At 62.7% G+C, this 19,040-nt stretch carries 19 protein-coding genes; 1 reads left to right on the forward strand and 18 read right to left on the reverse strand.

Annotated features, from left to right (window positions below; translation table 11 throughout):
* Positions 1-21 precede the first annotated feature (21 nt).
* The 4 genes from EB231_RS13155 to EB231_RS13170 are packed head-to-tail and all read right to left on the reverse strand — an operon-like array spanning position 22 to position 3,887.
* A complete protein-coding gene (locus tag EB231_RS13155; protein ID WP_172349176.1) occupies positions 22-1,761 on the reverse strand; it encodes a hypothetical protein in 1,740 nt (579 codons plus the stop codon).
* Positions 1,751-2,563: an alpha/beta fold hydrolase gene (locus tag EB231_RS13160; RefSeq protein WP_172349177.1), complete on the reverse strand. Its 813-nt coding sequence runs from the start codon at positions 2,561-2,563 to the stop codon at positions 1,751-1,753. Before EB231_RS13160 ends, EB231_RS13155 begins: the two co-directional genes overlap by 11 nt.
* Complete coding sequence (locus EB231_RS13165; RefSeq protein ID WP_172349178.1) at positions 2,563-3,339, reverse strand: aspartate dehydrogenase; 777 nt, start codon at positions 3,337-3,339, stop codon at positions 2,563-2,565. The genes EB231_RS13160 and EB231_RS13165 overlap by 1 nt, the downstream gene beginning before the upstream one ends.
* 11 nt (positions 3,340-3,350) lie before the next feature.
* Positions 3,351-3,887, reverse strand: a complete 537-nt coding sequence (locus tag EB231_RS13170) for a cupin domain-containing protein (protein WP_172349179.1) — start codon at positions 3,885-3,887, stop codon at positions 3,351-3,353.
* A 150-nt stretch (positions 3,888-4,037) separates the two neighbouring features.
* On the opposite strand from EB231_RS13170, the gene EB231_RS13175 reads away from it, so the two are divergent.
* Positions 4,038-5,642: an FAD-dependent oxidoreductase gene (locus EB231_RS13175; protein ID WP_206681910.1), complete on the forward strand. Its 1,605-nt coding sequence runs from the start codon at positions 4,038-4,040 to the stop codon at positions 5,640-5,642.
* 309 nt (positions 5,643-5,951) lie between these two features.
* Here the strand turns inward: EB231_RS13175 and EB231_RS13180 are convergent, their stop codons facing one another.
* The 14 genes from EB231_RS13180 to EB231_RS13245 form a co-directional block, all read right to left on the reverse strand.
* Positions 5,952-6,728, reverse strand: coding sequence for an ABC transporter ATP-binding protein (locus EB231_RS13180; RefSeq protein ID WP_172349181.1), 777 nt, complete (start codon positions 6,726-6,728; stop codon positions 5,952-5,954).
* Between the two features lie 8 nt (positions 6,729-6,736).
* Positions 6,737-7,573 carry an ABC transporter ATP-binding protein gene (locus tag EB231_RS13185; RefSeq protein WP_172349182.1) on the reverse strand — a complete coding sequence of 279 codons (837 nt, stop codon included), beginning with the start codon at positions 7,571-7,573 and terminating at the stop codon, positions 6,737-6,739.
* Positions 7,570-8,463: a nickel transporter permease gene (gene nikC / locus EB231_RS13190; protein WP_172349183.1), complete on the reverse strand. Its 894-nt coding sequence runs from the start codon at positions 8,461-8,463 to the stop codon at positions 7,570-7,572. The genes EB231_RS13185 and nikC overlap by 4 nt, the downstream gene beginning before the upstream one ends.
* Before the next feature lie 10 nt (positions 8,464-8,473).
* Positions 8,474-9,544, reverse strand: a complete 1,071-nt coding sequence (locus EB231_RS13195; RefSeq protein WP_246740933.1) for an ABC transporter permease — start codon at positions 9,542-9,544, stop codon at positions 8,474-8,476.
* A 21-nt stretch (positions 9,545-9,565) separates the two neighbouring features.
* Positions 9,566-11,146, reverse strand: coding sequence for an ABC transporter substrate-binding protein (locus tag EB231_RS13200; RefSeq protein WP_172349184.1), 1,581 nt, complete (start codon positions 11,144-11,146; stop codon positions 9,566-9,568).
* A 39-nt stretch (positions 11,147-11,185) separates the two neighbouring features.
* Positions 11,186-12,682: a M81 family metallopeptidase gene (locus EB231_RS13205; RefSeq protein WP_172349185.1), complete on the reverse strand. Its 1,497-nt coding sequence runs from the start codon at positions 12,680-12,682 to the stop codon at positions 11,186-11,188.
* 147 nt (positions 12,683-12,829) lie between these two features.
* Positions 12,830-13,663, reverse strand: a complete 834-nt coding sequence (locus tag EB231_RS13210) for a helix-turn-helix domain-containing protein (protein ID WP_172349186.1) — start codon at positions 13,661-13,663, stop codon at positions 12,830-12,832.
* A gap of 127 nt (positions 13,664-13,790) precedes the next feature.
* Positions 13,791-14,261 (reverse strand): GNAT family N-acetyltransferase, encoded by a 471-nt coding sequence (locus EB231_RS13215; RefSeq protein WP_172349187.1) that lies wholly within the window; start codon positions 14,259-14,261, stop codon positions 13,791-13,793.
* Positions 14,258-14,728, reverse strand: coding sequence for a MaoC/PaaZ C-terminal domain-containing protein (locus EB231_RS13220; RefSeq protein WP_172349188.1), 471 nt, complete (start codon positions 14,726-14,728; stop codon positions 14,258-14,260). Before EB231_RS13220 ends, EB231_RS13215 begins: the two co-directional genes overlap by 4 nt.
* The gene (locus EB231_RS13225) at positions 14,725-15,156 is read right to left on the reverse strand and encodes an FAS1-like dehydratase domain-containing protein (protein WP_172349189.1); all 432 of its coding nucleotides are present in this window, start codon (positions 15,154-15,156) and stop codon (positions 14,725-14,727) included. Before EB231_RS13225 ends, EB231_RS13220 begins: the two co-directional genes overlap by 4 nt.
* On the reverse strand, positions 15,153-15,956 hold the full coding sequence (locus EB231_RS13230) for an ABC transporter permease (protein WP_172349190.1): 804 nt from the start codon (positions 15,954-15,956) through the stop codon (positions 15,153-15,155). The genes EB231_RS13225 and EB231_RS13230 overlap by 4 nt, the downstream gene beginning before the upstream one ends.
* Positions 15,953-16,849: an ABC transporter permease gene (locus EB231_RS13235; RefSeq protein ID WP_172349191.1), complete on the reverse strand. Its 897-nt coding sequence runs from the start codon at positions 16,847-16,849 to the stop codon at positions 15,953-15,955. Before EB231_RS13235 ends, EB231_RS13230 begins: the two co-directional genes overlap by 4 nt.
* Positions 16,850-16,872: 23 nt before the next feature.
* On the reverse strand, positions 16,873-17,892 hold the full coding sequence (locus EB231_RS13240; protein WP_172349192.1) for an extracellular solute-binding protein: 1,020 nt from the start codon (positions 17,890-17,892) through the stop codon (positions 16,873-16,875).
* 70 nt (positions 17,893-17,962) lie between these two features.
* On the reverse strand, positions 17,963-19,027 hold the full coding sequence (locus EB231_RS13245) for an ABC transporter ATP-binding protein (RefSeq protein WP_172349193.1): 1,065 nt from the start codon (positions 19,025-19,027) through the stop codon (positions 17,963-17,965).
* Between the last annotated feature and the right edge of the window lie 13 nt (positions 19,028-19,040).

Here is a 19,040-nt window from a genome sequence, read left to right on the forward strand (position 1 = left end):
CCGTCCGGCCCATGGCGGGCGTCACCGGCCGTTCGGAATGGAGCGCAGGGCGACGAGCATCGCATCGAGATCGGCGCATGGCACGCAGCCGAGCTTTGCGATGTCCTCGGTCACATCCACCGGCAGGCCGGAATTGGAGTCCTTCGGCACTTCGTTCAGCCGTCCGCCAATGAGCACCGGCAGGACAAGTCCGCGCGCCACCATCGCTGCCTTCACCGCCTGCGCGTAGCGAAGCGCCACGCCATTGTAGGTGCTGACGGCGATGGCGCTGGCCCCGGTCCCAGCCGCGTGGGCGACAAGCGCTTCGGGATCGACGGCCACGCCGGCATCGGCAATGGCAACGCCCAGGCCGGCCAGCGCCTGTTCGACGAGATACTTGCCGTGCTCGTGCACGTCGGTCGTACCTATGCAGACGATCAGGGGTTCTCGGCTTGCCAACGGTGTCTGCGTCGAAACCCAGCTTGCCGCCTTGTGGTTGAGCTCGCGGGCCCATTCGGCATGGATCAGTGGCGTGCGTCCGCGCCCGCTTGCCGCGCCGGGGCCGAAAAGGTCCTCCAGGCGCTTCGGTCCCATGCGGCGGATGGCGAGCATCAGCGCGGCCGGGTCTTCGGTATCCACCCCCTGCTCGGCCAGCCCCTTCATGACGGCGTCGGCAAAACGGCGTCCGCCTTCGACCAGCATTTCGGCCATTGCCTCCGCCTTGGTCCAATCGAAGACCGGGTCGTAGAAAGGGGCGTGTAGCGTCAGCCGGTGCGCGAAGGTCTGCGCGTCGATGATCTCGTCGACATCGGGAATCCGCTGGTTCTCGGTCACCGGCACGGGATTGATCGCATGACCGGACGGCCACCGCCCGACCGCCAGTATGTCGGCCAGGAGATAGCTTGCCAGGCTGGCGTAGTTGCCCGCCGGGGTCGACTGGTAGGAGACGGTGTTGCCGAAGATCATGGTGCCCGGCGTGTCGTTGACCCGCACCAGCGCGGCATGGAAGGCGGTGCGCGATAGCGGATCGCTGAAATGGTGGCCGTAGCAATGGGCGAGGCGCGCGCCGATCAGCTCCTCGACGATGTGCTTTTCGATCAGCACCATGCCCAGCGCGCAGGCCATGTCGATAAACAGCCCGGCAAATCCGTCGTCGAGATTGGAATGGACGAGGATCTCGGCATCCTGCGCGGCGATCAGGCCGAGCGCGGTGACGGTCGCCTCGGTGGTCGCCACATCGTCGTCCCAATAGGGCAGCCGGAAAGTGAAATACTGCCCCAGATTGCCGACCGCCGTCGCCCCGGCGGCGATGGCCGAGCGGGTGTTTTCCAGCGCGCCAGGCAGGCCGAGCATGAAGTCGCCGAAATGGGCGGCGGCCGGTGCGGCATTGGTGATGCGCGCAAAATCCTCGGGACCGGTGAGCACGATGCCGGTGCCGCGCGCCGCCTTGGCGCGCATGGCTTGCGGATAGCCCATCGACCAGTCGAGGGTGATGCCGAAACGGTCGACCGTCACCCCAGCCTCGCGGCATTGCCCGTGCACTTCCCCGATCGCCGCGATGGTGCGGTCGACGCTTCTGAAGCCGATATGGGCGTGCTGCATGACGCGCTTCTCGGCCGCTGCCTTGCGCTTCCAGGCGGCCTCCGAAGGCATGCCGGTTTCGGTGAGGAAGAGGCAACTGCCGAGCCGCCAGTCGCGCGCCATGGCGCGCCCTTCGGCGAGGAGGCCGGCGCCCGGCTTCAGGCGCGGATCGATGAGAGCGGCGGCGATTTCAGCGGTCATGATATTTGCTCTCGGCCCCGGCGATGAAACGGCGAAGGATGGCGGCAAAACCCTCGGGATCGGCGAGAGGATGAAAATGCGCGCCGGGAACAGTTACATGGTCGGCACCCGGTATTGCCCTGGCGATAGCCTGCGAAAGGGTGGGCGGCGTCAGGATATCGCCAGCGGCCGCGATCACCTGCACCGGGGCGGCGATGCGCGGCAGGTCGGCAAGGCGATCGTGGTCCAGCAGCATGCGCACGCGCGCCGCGGCGACGGCGAGTGGCGCCAGCGTATGCGGGGCGCTTGCGACCGCCGCGTCGAGTTGCCCGGCATGTGTCTCGAGGTAGGACGGTTCGTGGCACAGCACATGGCCAAGGCGCTGAAAGGTTTCGGCCATGCCGGCATCAAGCAGTTCGGCACGGGCGCCAAAGAGCGTGCGGAAACGGGCGTCGGCCCGCGCCCAGGAGCTGCTGATCGTATAGCTCAAGCCGATCTCGGCATGATCGAGCGCCAGCACCTGCGCGATGGCGCCACCGGTCGAATGCCCAACAATATGAGCGGGACCGCCCGTCCGAGCCAGCAGGCCGGCAATGTCGCTGGCGATCAGCGGAATGGAATAGCGGCTGTTCGGGCGATCGCTGCGACCCGCGCCGCGATGGTCGGTGACGATGATGCAATGGTGGGCCTCGAGCAGCCGAACGACGCCGGCCCAGAACCTCCCATCCCCGCCGAGCCCGGGGATGAGGATCAGGCGCGGGCCATGGCTGCCTGATATCTCGTAGTGGATGCGGCAACCATCGGCGGCGGCGAAAAAGGGCATCAGTGATGGCCTTCCTGGTCGAGCAATTCGCGAAGGGCCGCGACGAGGCTGAGCGCGGTGAGCGCCGAAGTCTTGGGATTGTCGGGCGAGGGCGCGTTGACGAGATGGAAGGAGGCGGCGCCGGCGGCACTCTCGACTTCGATTTCGTGGGTGTTGCCGGAAGCCGCCGGATCGGCAATCACGCGCACCGTCACCTTGTCGGCGCCCGCCGCCAGCGCCACGGCGAAAGCGGCATTGAGGTTTTTTGGATAGCGCCTTGCCGCCTCAGCGGGCGTGCCCTCGAAGAGGGTTACGGCGCCATTGTCGGCAGAATGGCCGGCGGAAGCCAGCTCCGCCGTCCAGGCGGCCGGCGGCTTGCGCGAGGTATAGCGGACGCGGGCATCGGGAAGTACCGCTATCGCCCGCAAATAGTCGAGGCCTCCCAGGGCGCCCGACGGCAGGGCCAGGCGCGCGCCTCCGATGCGCGCGGCATCAGTCAGCCGGGCGGCAAGCGCCGGATCGGACAGCGCGCCGACCGAAGCGATGATGGCCGGGATGCCGGCTTCAAGAAGCGCGGGCACGCAGGCGGCCACCGCTTGCTGGCTTGCCGCCTCCACCACCGCCGTGGGGCGTGCGTCGATCAATGCGTCAAGCCGCGTCACCGCGCTGACATGTGCCGGCAATGCGCGGCTGGCGCCTTCGCGCAACAGTACCACCCAGCGAACCGCATCCGGCGGGAAGGCGCGGACGATCTCGTGCGCGATCGCACCGTAGCCGATGAGGCCAATCGTCAGCATCCGGGCCTGCTTCAGGAGGTCTGTTTCGTGGGATCGAACTTGTCGGCGAGATCAGCCCCGAACACCGTCTTGCGCTCGATCTCCAGCACGTTTTCCGGACGCGGAAAGTTGGACGGCACGCGGTCGCCTGGCTTGCGCGGTTTGCCGATCAGGCGGAAGAAGTCCTCCAGACCATTGGGCACGATCAGCCAGATCCAGCGCAGCCGCGTCTCGCCATCGTTGATGAACATGTGCCTGACATTTTTCGGCAGGAACACCACGCTGTCCGGAGTCAGCGGATATTCCTTGCCGTCGATGACGGCACGGCCATGACCTTCGATGACATAGACCGTCTCCTCGTTTCGGTCATGCGTGTGCTCGCGCACATAGCCGCCGGGCGCGACCGATTGAGTGCCCAGTGCGAAGGGGTGCTCCATGCCGACGATATGCGGCGCCAACGCCACGTCGATATGGCCGTTTGCCGGTACCGGCTGCCAGTAGCTTTCGCGGGTTTCGGATCCGGAAACATGGATGCCGGACGGAGCGGCTGGGAGGCGGGTATCGTCCATGGTTTCTGCCTGTCGAAAGAGCTGCGGGATCATGCCGGGGACGCTGGCAACCCCTGGGAAGCTACAATGCAAAAAGTGTCGACACAAGAGTAGACAGATCTAATTTCCTGTTCCTATAGTGACACGGCTATGAAAAGCAGGGGAACGCCAGTGGACGAATTCGACGTTCTGGTCATCGGTTCGGGCTCGGCGGCTTGCTCAGCGGCCCTGAGGGCCGCCAAAGGCGGTCTCAAAGTGCTGGTCATCGAGAAGACCGAATGGTTGGGCGGTACATCGGCCATGTCCGGAGCCGGTGTATGGATACCGGCCAATCATGTCGCGGCCGAAGCCGGCATCGCCGACAGCCGCGAGGATGCGCTCGCCTATCTGCGCGCCGTCGCGCCCGAAGGGTGGGAGCGGAAGGAAGACGCGCTCTGGACTGCCTTCGCCCAGGCGGCGCCGGATATGCTGCGCTTCCTCTCCGGCAACACGCCGCTCGACTTCCGCCTGATCAACGAGCCCGACCCTTTTGCCGAGGCGCCGGGTGGCAAGCTTTACGGCCGCATGCTCTCGCCCAGACCGGTCAGCCGCCGCATCCTGGGCAGGTTCGCATCCAGCCTGCGCCGCTCCACCTTGCCGCACAGTTTCACCTACCAGGAGATCGTCGACCTGGATCTCTATCATCACCCGATCCGCGCAGGGTTCAAACTCTGGCCGAAGCTTCTTTGGCGATGGCTGACCAATTCCGGGGGGCAAGGCACGGCACTGATGACTGGGCTGATCAGGGGCTGCCTTGATGCCGGCGTCACCTTCAAGCTGGGAACGCGCGCCATCACCCTGCTGCAGGATCTGGACTCACGTATTACCGGCGCGGAGGTGGAAAACGAGGGTCAACGAAAGAAGATTGTCGCGCGCAGAGGCGTCGTGATCGCCACGGGTGGCTTCGAATGGGACAACGAAATGCGCAAGCGCCATTTCCCCGGTGCATTCGACCGGATCGGTAGTCCGCGCGGCAACGAGGGCGACGGCCAGAAACTTGCGGCGTCCGTCGGCGCGCAACTGGACCATATGGACCAGGCGAACGTCTATCCCTGCCTGCCGACGCGCTACCAGGGACAACCCCACGGTCTGCCGATGACATTCCAGGCCGAGCCCCATTCGATCGTGGTCGACCGTCACGCAAAGCGCTTTATCAGTGAAAACGCCTTCAATATCGGCGAGGCGATCGATGCACGCGGACCCGACGGCGCGCCCATCCATCTGCCTTGCTACCTCGTGGGCGATCATCGTTTCCCGCGGACCTCGTTGCCGTTCCGCTGGTACGCCTCCTATGAGCGGGGCTGGGTGAAGAAGGCGGATACGATTGCCGGCCTTGCCGCAAAACTCGGACTGCCGCCGGCAGCGCTCGAGGAGACGATTGCCCGCTGGAATGGCTTCTGCGCCAAGGGGCACGATGCGGATTTCCAACGCGGCGAGAACGGTTGGGAGGCATACAAGGCGCATGGCCCGGAGAACCGTCTGAAGCCGATAGACAAGCCTCCCTATGTCGGCATGACGATCAATCGCTCTATTCTTGGCACCAAGGGCGGCGCCCGCACCAACGAGCGGGCGCAGGTGGTGAGACCGGACGGCTCGATCATTCCCGGCCTCTACGCGGCAGGGCTTGCGATGGCCAACCCCATCGGCACGCGCGCCGTAGGGGCCGGCACCACGCTCGGCCCCAACCTGACCTGGGGCTTCATCGCGGCCGAGACGATCCTGCATCAGAACAGGTGATCGCGCACGGAAAAGGACGAAGACCTCGGACCGTCGTCCTTTAAAAACAACAAAGATCAGTGTTTGCCACACGTCCTGCGGGCTCGCCGTGACCATCGACCATGGCGCTTCACAGCCGTATCGGGACGAAATGAGAGGAATTGCCACAGCCAAGGACGAGTGCACTGCACTGAGACCTGCAACGAGGATTTCCCCGCCCGGTCGAAGACGCCCCCCTGGACTTATGTGCATCATGCCCAGAGCGCTGACGACCTGATGCCCCTCTTTTTCCGTGATTTCGATTGGGCATGCGGCGTCATGGAGTTTGTCTCAGACTTCCTGCCAGAGATCCTCCAGGAGTGCGCGGTCATAGCCGCCGCTTGCCCGCAGAAGCTGGCGCGAATAGGCGTGCTGGAACTTCCCTTGTGCCAAATCGGAACTAGTCCCGGTTTCCAGGATACGTCCACCGTTCATCACCGCGATCCGGTCGCACATGTAGGCGATGACCGCCAGATTGTGGCTTACCATGATGGTCGTGAAGCCGCGTTCCCGCCGCAGCCGCCGCAACAGGTTGAGCACCTCCGCCTGCACTGAGACGTCAAGTGCGGACGTCGGCTCGTCAAGGAGAAGCACCCGGGGTTCCAGAATGATCGCGCGGGCGATCGCTACCCTCTGGCGCTGTCCTCCGGAAAGCTGATGCGGGAAGCGGAAACGATGCTCTGGCTTCAGCCCGACATCGGCCAGTGCACGTTCAACCCGTTGCTCGATGTCCGGTAGGGAGTGGATGCGGGCTGGCTCCGACAGCACCTTGTCGATCGTATGTCGAGGGTGCAGCGATCCATAAGGATCCTGGAACACCATCTGCACGAGGCGACGCTGCGCATGGCTGCGGGAAGGCCGCGCCTCCGTGCCGTCAATACTGACCGCACCGGCATAGGCGTCGATCAAGCCGGCGACGGCATTCAGCACGGTCGACTTGCCCGATCCGGATTCGCCCACCAAGCCGAATGCTTCGCCATGAGCGACATCGAACGACACGTTGCGCACGGCGGCCAGCCGCCTTGCGCCCTTGCCGAAGCTGACGCAAAGGTCGGAAATCCGGATCATCGGCTCGCTCATTTCGCCCAACCGGCATCGCGCTGCAGGACGGGCAGTTCCGCCCGGTCGTCGCCGAGGCGCGGCACTGAAGCCATCAGGCCACGCGCGTAGGGGTGCTGGACCTTGTCGAGATCGCTCGCCTTCACGGTCTCGATCACCTTGCCGGCATACATGATCATCACCCGGTCGCAGAAGGCAGAGACCATACCAAGGTCATGGCTGATCAGGATCAGGCTCATGCCGCGTTCACGGACAAGGTCGTCCAGTATGGCGAGGACCTGAAGCTGTACCGTCATATCGAGAGCGGATGTCGGTTCATCGGCAATGAGCAATTGCGGTTCCGGGACGAGCATCATGGCGATCATGACGCGTTGTCCCATGCCGCCGGAAAGCTGATGTGGATAGAGGTGATAGACCGTTTCCGGATCGCGGATCTTCACCGCTTTCAGCGCCTCGATCGCGCTTTCGCGGGCTTGACGGCGGTTGTTGGCGACATGCAGGCGGTAGGATTCCTCGATCTGGTGCCCGACCTTCATGACAGGATTGAGCGAGAATTTCGGATCCTGCAGCACCATCGAGATGCGCTTGCCGCGGATATGGGGCATTTCGGCTTCGGGCAGCTTCAGGAGATCCTGTCCCATGAACGACAGCCTGTCGGCACTCACTCGTCCAGGGGGTGGCACCAGCCGCAAGATCGAGCGCCCGGTCAGGGATTTGCCGGAGCCGGATTCACCGACGATGCCCAATCTTTCACGTCCAACCGTGAAGCTGACGCCGCGCACCACGTCGACGTCCCCGTGATGGGACGGGAAGGTGACGCGCAGGTTCTCGACGTCCAGGACCGGCGCGCTCATGTCCGCTTCGGGTCCAGCACGTCGCGCAAGCCGTCACCGAGCAGGTTGAACCCCAGGCTGACGATGAAGATCGCAATGCCTGGAATGGTCGCCACCCACCATTGGTCGAGCAGATAGTCACGTCCCGTTGAGATCATCGCGCCCCATTCCGCCGTCGGCGGCTGCGCTCCCAATCCGAGGAAGCCCAGGCCAGCGGCGGTCAGGATGATGCCCGCCATGTCGAGCGTCATGCGCACGATGACCGATGCGGCGCAAAGTGGCACCATGTGATGCCAGATGATGCGGAAGGCCGAGGCGCCCTGCAATCTCGCCGCCTTGACGAAATCGGTGTTGCGCGCGGTGATCGTCTCGGCGCGGGCAATGCGCGCGTAAGGCGGCCATGAGGTCAGCGCGATGGCGATGATGGCGCTTTCCAGGCCGGGCCTGATCGCTGCGACGAAGGCCAGCGCCAGGATGAGCCGCGGGAAGGCGAGGAAGATATCGGTGATGCGCATCAGCACGACGTCGACAGCGCCGCCGAGATAGCCCGACACCGTGCCGATCAGAAGCCCAATCGGCACGACGATGATGACCACCATGAGGACGATGGTGAGGGTGATGCGCGCGCCATGGGCGACGCGCGAGAAGATGTCACGGCCGAGTTCGTCGGTCCCGAACCAGTGCTCGGACCCGGGCGGCTGGAGCCTTGTGGCAAGCGATTGCAAGGTCGGCGACTGCAAGGGCAGCGCCGGGGCGAGGACCGCGACCAGAATCAGCAGCGTGACAATCGCAAGGCCGATCATCGCCAGCGGGTTGAGGCGAAAGGCCAGCCAGTTGCGATACCAGTGACCGATGGAGGCCTGACGCCGCGAGTGCGGCGTGTCGGTGAGCAGCCATTCGCGTGCCGTCATGCGCGCGCCCTCATGTTCGCGCCCTCGGGTCGAGAAGCCGGTAGAGCAGGTCGCAGAATACATTGAGGCAAACGAAGATCGCGCCGATCAGCATGGTGCCGCCGAGCACGGCGTTCATGTCGGCGTTGAACAGCGAGCGGGTGATGTAGAGACCGAGCCCCGGCCATGCGAACACCGTCTCGGTCAGCACCGCTCCTTCGAGCAAGGACGCGTAGCTCAGCGCGACGACCGTAATCAGCGGCACGACGATGTTGCCAAGCGCGTGGCGCCAGATCACACGACGTTCCGGCATGCCTTTCGCGCGCGCCGTCAGGATGTATTCCTGGCTGAGCTGGGCCAGCATGAAGCTTCGCGTCATGCGCGAAACGTAGGCGAGGGTCAGGTAACCGAGCAGGCTCGCCGGCAGCACCAGATGCGAGAGCGCATTGGCGAACACATCCCAGTCACCGGACATCGCGCTGTCGATGGTAATGAGCCCGGTGACCGGCTCGACCAGGCCATCGTAGCCGATGTCCAGCCTGCCCGGTCCAGCGACGAGGCCGAGCCAGGCGTAGAGGACAAGGAGGCCGACAAGGCCCATCCAGAAGATCGGGATCGAGTAGCCGACGAGGCCGACGACGCGCGTGACGTGATCGATCCATCGACCGTGATGGGTGGCGGCAACGACACCGAGTGGAATACCGACGACGACGCCGATCAGCGTTGCCGCGGTGGCGAGCTCGAGCGTCGCGGGAAAGAATTGCGCCAGGTCATAGAGCACCGGACGCGACGTCATCGCCGAGGTGCCGAAATCGCCCTGCACGACCTTGAGGAGGTATATCCAGAATTGCTGATAGATTGGCAGGTCGATGCCGAGTTCTTGTCTGGCTCGCGCATAGGTCTCGGGCAGCGCGCGGTCGCCGACGATGGCAAGGACCGGGTCTATCGGGACCACGCGCCCGATGATGAAGGTTATGAAGATCAGCCCGAGCAGGGTAAGGGCCAGGATGCCGGCAAAGCGGACAAGTTCGTAAGCGAATTCGGTGACGCGCGGTTGCCAGCTGGCAACCGCGCGTCCCGTCGAAGTCATGTCGCTGGCCATCGGCTATGCGATCCCGAACGCTTATTTGGTCACGTCATAGTAGAATACCAGGTCGGCGTTCGGTCCCGAGAAAAAGCCCTTCACATTCTTGCGCATGACCGTCTGTTCGCTTTCCTGGAACATATTGATGAACGGGCCGGATTTCTGCAGCTTGGTCTGCAGGTCAAGATACATCGCCTTGCGTTTTTCGATGTCGCCTTCCTGAAGTGCCGCACGCGTCTCCTTGGAGATATCCGGGATATCCCAGCTGTTGCGCCAGGCAAGCGGCTTCGAGGTCGAGGCATCGCTGTTATCGGGGTTGTTGGCGAAGCTGTCGGCGTTCGCGTTCGGATCGAGATAATCCGGTCCCCAGTACATGTAGATCATGTCATGCTGGCGAGCCCGATACTTGGTCAGCACCTGCTTGATCTCGGCGGCGTTGATCGTGACCTTCACGCCGGCTTGCGCGAACGTCGACTGGATCGATTGGGCGATGCCGGTGAAAGGCTGGGTGTTACCGGCGTCGAGCCCGATCTCGAAGCCGTTCGGGTAGCCCGCTTCGGCAAGCAGTGCTTTCGCCTTGGCAGGATCGAGCTTGTAGGGATTGTCTTCCAGCGAGGCGTAGAAGCCGGCGGGCCAGAAGGATTGATGCACGAGCTGCTGGCCTTTCAGGAACGAGTCCGCCATGCCTTGGTAGTCGATAAGCCAGCGCAGCGCTTCCTGGACCTTCGGGTTCCTCAGGGCCTCCACCTTCTGACTAAGGCCGAGATAGTAGATCGTTGCCTTGGGGAAGGTGCCGACCACCAGGTCGGTGTTGCCTTCAATGCCCTTGATCTGGTCGGGTGTCAGGTTGCGCGCGATGTCGATGTCGCCCTTTTCTATGAGCAGACGCTGGGTGGCGCCTTCGGGCACATGCCTGATGATGACACGTTCCATCTTGGGCGCGCCAAGGCGAAAGCCGGGATTGGCCTCGAGTACCACGGACTCGTTTGCCTTCCAGGAACGCATCTTGTAGGCGCCCGAGCCGGCGGAGTTGGTCTTCAGCCAGGCATGGCCGAGATCTCCGTCCTTTTCATGCGCCATCGCCTCCTTCTTGTCGACGATCGATGAGGTCACCGTGCTCATGAGGTTGAGGACATAGGTCGGCGCGTATTTTTCCGAGACAGTGATGCTCACGGTCGACGCGTCGACTGCCTTGACCATGTCCTTGACGTTGTCGGTGGTCCAGCCGAGGCCCTGAAACAGATAGGCGGGTGTCAGGTTGAGCAGAATGACACGTTGCAGCGAGAATGCGACGTCCTCGGCGGTCACCGGGTTGCCGGAATGAAACTTCAAATTCGATTTCAGTTTGAAGGTGAAGGTCTTGCCGTCATCGCTGACCAAATAGCTTTCGGCCACTTTTGGCACCAGCTTTTTCATGTCGCCAATCTCGAGGCCCATCAGGCGGTCATAGACATTCACCGCGATTTCGGAATTCGATAGCTCGTAGATCTCGGCTGGATCCATCGTCACGATATCGTCGATGGCCTTGGCCACCACCAGCGTGTTGGCGGGCGTATCGGCAAGCGCGGGCACCGACAGCATCGCAGCCGCGAGGCAGAGTCCCAGGAACATGCGTCTCATTGTTGTCTCCCATTCTTCGTTGATGGCGGATGGCTTGGCTCAACCCCCTTGGCTGAGCCGCACCCCGGGACGCAGGTTCTTGTAGACGACCTGATCGTTCCGGCAGAAATTCGCTCCAGGAGCCTCGACCATGATGATTTCCTGGGCGATCGGTTCGAAATCGGCGCGGAAATGGATGGTGCTCTTGACCGCGATGACAGCCTGTTCGGTTGGCTCGATGCCGACGGCGCGCAACAGGCCCTGATCAAGGCATTGGTAGCGGATGCTGCAGACCGCGACCTGGACATTCGACTTTTCGTCAAGGATGCGCAGGCGCGCCATGAGCCCGAGCGACACGGTGACGCCGCCAAGGATGGCGCCGTGACAAGTGAAGGTTCCGTTGGAAAGCGCTTCGACACGCACCGTTGCTGCGAAGGGTTCCGGATCGTAGCCGAAGCGGCCGCCAATCACGAGATCGATCTCGGCTCCGACGCCGGCATCGTGCGCCGCTTGTGCCGCTTCGGGGTCCCACAACAGCCCGAGCGCGCTGTCACGTAGGCCGGCGTCGACCATGGCGCGCAACAATCCCACAGTATCGGATGTGCCGCCGGCCCCTGGATTGTCCTGAACGTCGGCGAGCACGATCGGCGTGCCCTTGCGGCCATGCACGGCCGCGTAGCCGGCTGCCGCCGCGGGGCTGAGCATGGGAGCTTCGAACACGGGCTCGGCCGCAAGCAGCCGGCCGAAATGCTCGTCGGCGGCGGCCGTCACCGCGGCCTCACCGGTTCCGTAGGCAACGATCGCCGGCCCACATTCGGCAATGTCGGCCGGCGGAAAGCCCATGGCGAGGTCGACATTCAGGACGCCACCGGCCGGCGCGTCCGGCAGGCCGGCGTAAAGGCCCCGGCAAGGTTCAAGATCAGTGCATTGTGCCGCGAGCGGCACAAGAAAAGGCGCTTTGCGAAATGCCTTGAGAAACGGTTTGCCGTGCTGGATCCGCTGCCGCAGGAGCGCATAGGTGCGCTGGCCGGTTTCCACCATGTCGATATGCGGATAGGTCCGGTACAGCGCGATCGCGTCCGACAGTTCGACCATCGCGGCGGTGACATTGGCGTGCAGGTCGAGGCTTGCGACGATCGGAAGATCGGGCCCGGTAATGGCCCGGATGCGGCGCAAGAGCTCGCCTTCACCATCCTCATGGGATTCGACGACCATCGCGCCATGGAGGTCGAGATAAACGGCGTCCAGGCTGCCGGCTCGCGCAATGCCCTCGCAGATCATCGTCGATACGCGGTCGAACGCGTCGTCGGTGACGAAGCCGCAGGGCTCGGCGGAGGCCCAGACGAGCGGCAGGAAGTCACACGTATCGCGCGCGGCGCGGATGAAGCCGCCAATCGGGATGGCCAGCGGCGAGAAGACATCGAGAATAGCATCACCGGTCGTCATTTCGGGCCAGCCATCGGCACGAACGAAGTCGCCGTAAGACGCGCCGAATGGTGCGAACGTGTTGGTTTCGTGCTGCAATCCGGCGATGGCGATGCGCGGTCGCGCGGTCATGGTGAGTGATACCCTTCCAGTCGAGGTCAGTTGCTGATCGGACGGTATCGAATGCGTGTGCGCCGCACAATTTCGCTAGTCGGCGCAATTCGCTCGCTCACACTCGCTCAAACAAGCGAAGGGTCGCGGGAAGACTGGAATAGGCGATTAGTATTCCATGGCGCGCAGCACGGTGTCGTGCGCATCGACATGGTTGTCCAGCCGTTTGGCGATCTCGTCGCTGATCTCGCCGCTGCCAACCGGGTAAAGCCCGCAAGCCGAGATCATCCTGCGCAAATCAGGAGCGATGCCGCAATATTCATAGACGACACGCGACGCGAAAGGCTGGCGTCCAGGCCCGCTTGATACCGAGACGAAGACACCGGACAGAATCCGCGGGGTTGGAGAATAGGATGGATAGAATGCCACCATCGACAGGGTTTGATGGATGCCGATAGTCTGGTGCAGCACATAGAGGCGATCATTCGTATGCAATACATCGCCATTGTATTTGTGCAGGGAACGCAGTTTTTTGTAAGGGTCGTTTCTGTCGACTATCCGCTCCAGTGTCTTGTCGAAGAAGAGCCCGTGCTTCTCATGGATGCGCGAAATGGATTTGAGAATCTGCCCCGGATGGGCAGGCGACAGATAATAGGAATGGTAGTAGCCCACATAACGCTCGATCCTGCGGCGCGCATCGGGATTGGCTTCGTTTATCCGCTCCAGGAAAGATCCCAGCAGCAATTGACCCGAGATGCCGTGACCGCCCGGCGCTTGACGCCTCGACGATGTCGCCAAGCCGCTGCCGTAGCCGTCGATATCCAGATAGCCGCAGATGCGGACGAGATTGTTTGCCGAGGGAAACGAGGACCCCGACAGGTATTTGTTGAATTGCTGGCGGTTTATTCCAAGATCGCGGCAGACCTTCGAGATCGATTTATGGCGTGCACAGGCTTCGCGAAGCCTCGCGGAGAAGAGATCCTGATTCTGCCAGATGTTCATCGATTTCTTCGGTTTGGTTCTGTTAGGTCTGGGTCGCCCTGTTCGATCTCTTGATGCTCATTCTCGCCATTCCGGCGCCTGCTTTCAATAGCGGATCCGACCCCTCGTCAGCTGTGCCTCGCAGCGCTCACGGATCGCACACATTCAGATCATAGCGCAGGTAATCCATGCGCTTGGCCACCTTGTCGTAGAGGCGCTGGGCCGCATGGTTGTCCGACTGGGTCATCCAGAAGATCTTGAACCAGCCGGCATCCAACCCGAGCTGCCGAAGGTGGGCGATCATCGCCTGGGCTATGCCCTGGCCGCGGCTCTCGGCGACCACATAGATGTCCTGCAGGTAGCAGGCGTCGCCATTGCTCCAGGTGAAGGGGAAGGCGAGGAAGAGCGTGAAGCCTGTGGGTACGTCTTGCGCGTCCACCGCGACAATGCAGCGAAGGCCTGAGGCGGGGTCCATGATCCGGCCCCAGTTGCGCTCGCCCATGGCATGATTGCCGGGCTCGCCCGGCGCGAGCGAGACGAAGTCACGCCACATGTTCAGGAAGGCCGCGCGATCTTCGGCCTGTGCGGGCCGCACGGATATGGCGCTGACGGTCATCATGTACCTTCCTGATTTTTCTCGCGCGCCGTGCGCGCTTGCTCTGAACATGCCCGAGGCGCATCGCCAACAATGTTCCCGGTCAGCACGCGTGCGGTTCCCGAAAGAACCACGTCGCCATTGCCTCGTTGCAACTCGACAACCAGGTCCGCTGTCTGCCCACCGCTCCCTCCCGCCAGGACATCGATGGATCTGCAATGAGCAGTCAACACGTCGCCCGGCCACACGGGGCTGCGGAAGCGAACCGTATAGCGGCGGACACTGCCAGGCCCGAACCACTTCGTCAGCGCGGAGGCCAACAATCCGGCGGACAGCATGCCGTGCGCCATGACGTCTGGCAGTCCGGCTTTTGCCGCGAACTCATGGTCGTGGTGCAGTGGATTGAAATCACCCGACGCGCCCGCATAGCGAACAAGGTCGCTGCGTGTCAGCGGGCCGTAGACGACGGGTTCGCGCGGCCGGAGCGTCACGCCTGCTCTCCTGCCTTTTCGATCGCCGCTTTTTCGATCGTTGTCATGGTCTCACGACAAACCAGATTGCCGGTTGCCGCGGACATGAATTCGACCTCGGTCGTTATCACCCGCATCGACCCGCCGCGGCGTCCCGTCTTGGTCTCGTCGCTCATCATGCGAGCACGACAGCGAAGCCGGTCGCCGGATCTCATCGGCTCGAAATACTCGTAATCCTGTTCGCCGTGGACCGTTCGCGAGCGATCGAGGCCGAGCATGCTGGTGATCAGTCTCTCCACGAAATCCGCCGAGGCGACCACGGGAAAGGTCGGCGGGGCAATGTCGGCATTCTCCGAATGGACATCCTGTACCGCGCGCGCGAACTCGCGGACCTTGCCGGCCTCGACAACGAAATCCCATTCTTCCAGAATATCGCCGGCCACGATCATGTCATGCCTTCCCGCAAGGCCCTGTTGCGGCGGGTGAGCAGCAAGAGCGCCGCCAGCGCCAGAATATTGAAGGCAATCAGCAGCGTCGCAACGGCCGTAATCGTTGGATTGATCTGTATGACCAACTCGTTGAACATTCGTTTCGGGATGGTCATGTGGGTTCCCGCGATGAACAGCGTCACCACCACCTCGTCGAAGCTCATGACGAAGGAGAATATCCACGCCGCCGCCGCCGAAGGCGCCATGTTCGGCAGCACGACCCGCGTCAGGATCTGAAGCTGCGAGGCGCCGAGCGTTGCCGCCACCTGCTCGATGCGGACATCGAAGCTCCTGAACGCCGCCTGCATGATCAGAATGACGTAAGGCACCGCCAGGATCGTATGGCCGAGCACGAGGCCGAAGAACGTGCCGAGCAGGCCGATCCGCGCGAAGAAGATGTAGAGCGAGACCGCCGTGATGATGGAGGGCAGGATCATCGGCGCCATGAAGTTCGCCTCGAGAAGGCGCTTGCCCCGGAAATCGCCGCGTACCAGGACATAGGCAGCGAGCGTTCCGCAGACGAGCGCTATGCTGCTGGAAAGCGTGGCGAGAACGAGCGAATTCGTACCCGCCTCGATCCAGACCGGATTGCCGAACAGGCTCTCATACCAGCGCAGCGACAGCGCCGCCGGCGGAAACTCCAGCGATTTCGCGTCCGAAAAAGACATCGGCGCAACGATCAGCACAGGCAGGCAAAGGAACATCAGGACGGCCGATCCGACAACGCCAAGCCAGAGATCGGAGAAGGAAGTACGCTTCATGCCTGACCTCGCTCGCGAAGCCATTGGTAGACGGCATAGAGCGAAAGCGTGATCGTCATCAGCACCACCGAGATCACCGCCGCGATTTCCCATTGCGCGAAGCGATTGATGAGCAGGTCCATCATGTTGGAGATCAATGGAAAACGACCGCCGCCGAGAACCGCCGGCGTGATGTAGAAGCCGAGGCTGAGAATGAAGATGAGAATGGCGGAAGCGGCAAGCGCCTGAAGCGTCTGCGGGAAGAAAATCTGCCAGAAGATCCGCGTGCGGCTGGCACCGAGCGTTTCGGCCACCTGCATGAGCCGCCCGTCGACCTTGATCATCGCCGCATAGAGCGGCAGGACGAGGAAAGGCAGCAGCACGTTCGCCATGCCGATCAGGATGCCGATCTCATTGTAGAGGAATTCGACGGGGCCGGTGGTCAGCCCGAGGCTGAGCAACGTCTTGTTGACGAGCCCTCCATTGCCGAGGATCACGATCCAGGCATAGGTGCGCACCAGGATCGAGACCCAGAAGGTCATGACGACGGTGCCGAGCACAAGCATGCGCAGGCGAGGCCGCAGCCTGGTTGTCCAATAGGCGAGGGGATAGCCGAGCAGTACCGTGACGATCGTCACCTCCAGCGCCACGACGAGCGTGCGCCAGATGACATGGGAATAGACGTTCGACTGCGCGAAATCACGATAGAACTGGGTGGTCAGCGTGCCGGTCTTCGAATCGTCGATGCTCCAGTAGGCGGTGTTCAGCAACGGAAGATCGAAGACCGCCAGGATGAGCAGCGCCATCGGTGCCAGGAGCACGACGAGATCGAGTTTCGAGCGGAAAGACGAGCGCAAGGGCGCGGCGACCTTTCGGGTCGTCGCGTCCTCGAGGGCGATGGAAGCATCGGACATGGATGACTTCGCGGCGGTCTTCGTCACTGCGCCAACTTGAACTCGTTCCAGCGTTTCTCGACCTCGGCGGCGTGGTCGAACCACCATTGGCCATTGATCAGCCACTGGACCTTCTTGTTCTCGGCGGATGTCGGGAAGGTCTTGAGCACTTCAGGTGTCACGATCTTCTCGAGCTGCGGGCTTGGACCGGGATAGGGCAAGAAGTCGAGTATGCACTTCTGTACCTCGGCGTTGCTCTGCACCTTCATCCAGGCGTAGAGCATGTCGCGCTGTTCGTCCGAGATGCCCTTGGCCACCATCCACCACGAGATGTCGAGCATGCCCTGATTGTAGGTCGACTCCACGCCTTCCTGACCGAGCACGCGGCCCGACCATGCGATTGCGTACTGGACCTCGTTGTCCTTCAGCAACTGGGCTGGCTGTGCGCCCGACTGCCACCAGATCGTATCCTTCTTGATCCGCTCCAGGGTCTTGAAGGCGCGATCGAGGTCGACACCCTTTTGCACCTCCTCGGGCGTCATGCCATCGCCCATGGCCGCAAAGGCAAGAACGAATTCGGGATAGTCCGGCAGCGCCCGCTTGCCGGGGAATTTTTCCGTGTCGAAGAAGTCGACGAAGTTCTGCGGTGCCTTGGCGTCCTTGCGCCAGGCCATGATCGTGGAATAGTAGCTGGCCCCGAAGCCGTTGGCATTCTTCGCTTCGTCGAACATGGGCTCGGGATTGAGCTTCGCCCAGTCGATAGGCTCGAGCAGGCCCTCGGCGGCCAGCCGGTACATGTCGCCGGTCGAGCCGTCGGTCACCGTGTTGGTGATGACGCCGGATTTCGCCTGCGCGGCGATCTTTGCATAACCGCCGGGAGTCTCGGTGATCACCTTGATGTTGGCGTCCTTGAGAAGCGGGCCGTTGACGCATTTGTCGAGCGCATCGCCATACTCGCCGCCAGAATTCATGATGTGAAGTTCCCTGGTCTGCGCCATGGACTGCGTCGAGGCGATCAACGCGATGGCACAAACAAGTGAGATGTTCCCCAGTAGTTTTTTCATTTTCATCACCTTTGTTCCGGTTGGATCGACAGAGATGGAATGAGATCGAGCCGCTCTGTCACGGCGACTTCTATTGCGCTGCGACACCTCCCGTGCCCTCAGGCAATATCCAGACGCTCGCCGGATCCCATGAGAGCCACACCTTGGACCCTTCGGGCTTCGGTCCGCGCGAACCCGCCAGGCTTGCCTTCATGCGGCGCCCATTATCGAGTTCGACGTCGTAACGGACGGTCTCGCCGAGGAAGACGACGTCCCTGACCGTACCGTTGATGAAACCGCTGTCATTGTCGGCGCGGATGTCTTCCGGACGGATCATGCCGCAGACGCGATCCCGCACCCGTCCGGCCGGCGCATCGCACGGGAAGAGGCTGCCGTCGTCGCCGACAATCTCGTTGTGCGCCCGCAACCTGCCTTCGAGGAAGTTCGCCATGCCTAAAAAGCCGGCGGTGAAACGCGTTGTCGGCCGATGATAGATTTCGCTGGGCGTTCCGGTCTGCTCGACCCGGCCGTTGGCAAGCAGGACGACGCGATCCGACATCGACAGCGCCTCTTCCTGGTCATGCGTCACCATGATGGTCGTGATGCCGAGGCTGCGCTGCAGGTCGCGGATTTCGGATCGGACCTCTTCGCGCAGCTTGCGGTCGAGGGCGGCCAGAGGCTCGTCCAGCAACAGGATGTCCGGCCGGAACACGACCGCGCGGGCGAGCGCCGCCCGTTGCTGCTGGCCGCCCGACAATTGGTGCGGCTTTCGCCATCCGAAATCCGTCAGCCGGACAAGCCGCAGCGCGTCAGAGACACGGTCGCGGAGTTCGGAGGCCCCCACGCCGCGCACGCGCAAGGGAAAGGCGACATTGTCGAAGATCGTCATGTGCGGGAAGAGCGCGTAGCTTTGGAACACAAGGCCGATGTTGCGCTGCGCCGGAGCCACGAAGGTGATTTCGCGGTCGCCGATCTCGATGCGGCCTGACGTCGGGACCGAAATCCCCGCAATCAGTGACAGCATCGTCGTCTTGCCGGAACCGCTGGGCCCGAGGATCGTCGTGAACTCGCCGGAATTCACCGTGACCGAAACATCGTCGATGGCCCTGACCAGGCCATATGATTTCGTGACGTTGGAGAATCGGACGAGGGTCATCTTGCCTTGGGTT

The sequence above is a fragment of the Mesorhizobium sp. NZP2298 genome (assembly GCF_013170825.1).
GTDB lineage: Bacteria > Pseudomonadota > Alphaproteobacteria > Rhizobiales > Rhizobiaceae > Mesorhizobium.

Excerpts from the sequence above, each read along its gene's own strand:
- EB231_RS13245 (WP_172349193.1), bottom strand. The coding sequence starts at position 19,027 with ATGACCCTCGTCCGATTCTCCAACGTCACGAAATCATATGGCCTGGTC.
- EB231_RS13165 (WP_172349178.1), bottom strand. The coding sequence starts at position 3,339 with ATGCTGACGATTGGCCTCATCGGCTACGGTGCGATCGCGCACGAGATC.
- EB231_RS13235 (WP_172349191.1), bottom strand. The coding sequence starts at position 16,849 with ATGTCCGATGCTTCCATCGCCCTCGAGGACGCGACGACCCGAAAGGTC.
- EB231_RS13185 (WP_172349182.1), bottom strand. The coding sequence starts at position 7,573 with ATGAGCGCGCCGGTCCTGGACGTCGAGAACCTGCGCGTCACCTTCCCG.
- nikC (WP_172349183.1), bottom strand. The coding sequence starts at position 8,463 with ATGACGGCACGCGAATGGCTGCTCACCGACACGCCGCACTCGCGGCGT.
- EB231_RS13200 (WP_172349184.1), bottom strand. The coding sequence starts at position 11,146 with ATGAGACGCATGTTCCTGGGACTCTGCCTCGCGGCTGCGATGCTGTCG.
- EB231_RS13240 (WP_172349192.1), bottom strand. The coding sequence starts at position 17,892 with ATGAAAAAACTACTGGGGAACATCTCACTTGTTTGTGCCATCGCGTTG.
- EB231_RS13155 (WP_172349176.1), bottom strand. The coding sequence starts at position 1,761 with ATGACCGCTGAAATCGCCGCCGCTCTCATCGATCCGCGCCTGAAGCCG.
- EB231_RS13170 (WP_172349179.1), bottom strand. The coding sequence starts at position 3,887 with ATGGACGATACCCGCCTCCCAGCCGCTCCGTCCGGCATCCATGTTTCC.
- EB231_RS13205 (WP_172349185.1), bottom strand. The coding sequence starts at position 12,682 with ATGACCGCGCGACCGCGCATCGCCATCGCCGGATTGCAGCACGAAACC.
- EB231_RS13210 (WP_172349186.1), bottom strand. The coding sequence starts at position 13,663 with ATGAACATCTGGCAGAATCAGGATCTCTTCTCCGCGAGGCTTCGCGAA.
- EB231_RS13180 (WP_172349181.1), bottom strand. The coding sequence starts at position 6,728 with ATGATCCGGATTTCCGACCTTTGCGTCAGCTTCGGCAAGGGCGCAAGG.
- EB231_RS13215 (WP_172349187.1), bottom strand. The coding sequence starts at position 14,261 with ATGATGACCGTCAGCGCCATATCCGTGCGGCCCGCACAGGCCGAAGAT.
- EB231_RS13195 (WP_246740933.1), bottom strand. The coding sequence starts at position 9,544 with ATGGCCAGCGACATGACTTCGACGGGACGCGCGGTTGCCAGCTGGCAA.
- EB231_RS13225 (WP_172349189.1), bottom strand. The coding sequence starts at position 15,156 with ATGATCGTGGCCGGCGATATTCTGGAAGAATGGGATTTCGTTGTCGAG.
- EB231_RS13230 (WP_172349190.1), bottom strand. The coding sequence starts at position 15,956 with ATGAAGCGTACTTCCTTCTCCGATCTCTGGCTTGGCGTTGTCGGATCG.
- EB231_RS13160 (WP_172349177.1), bottom strand. The coding sequence starts at position 2,563 with ATGCCCTTTTTCGCCGCCGCCGATGGTTGCCGCATCCACTACGAGATA.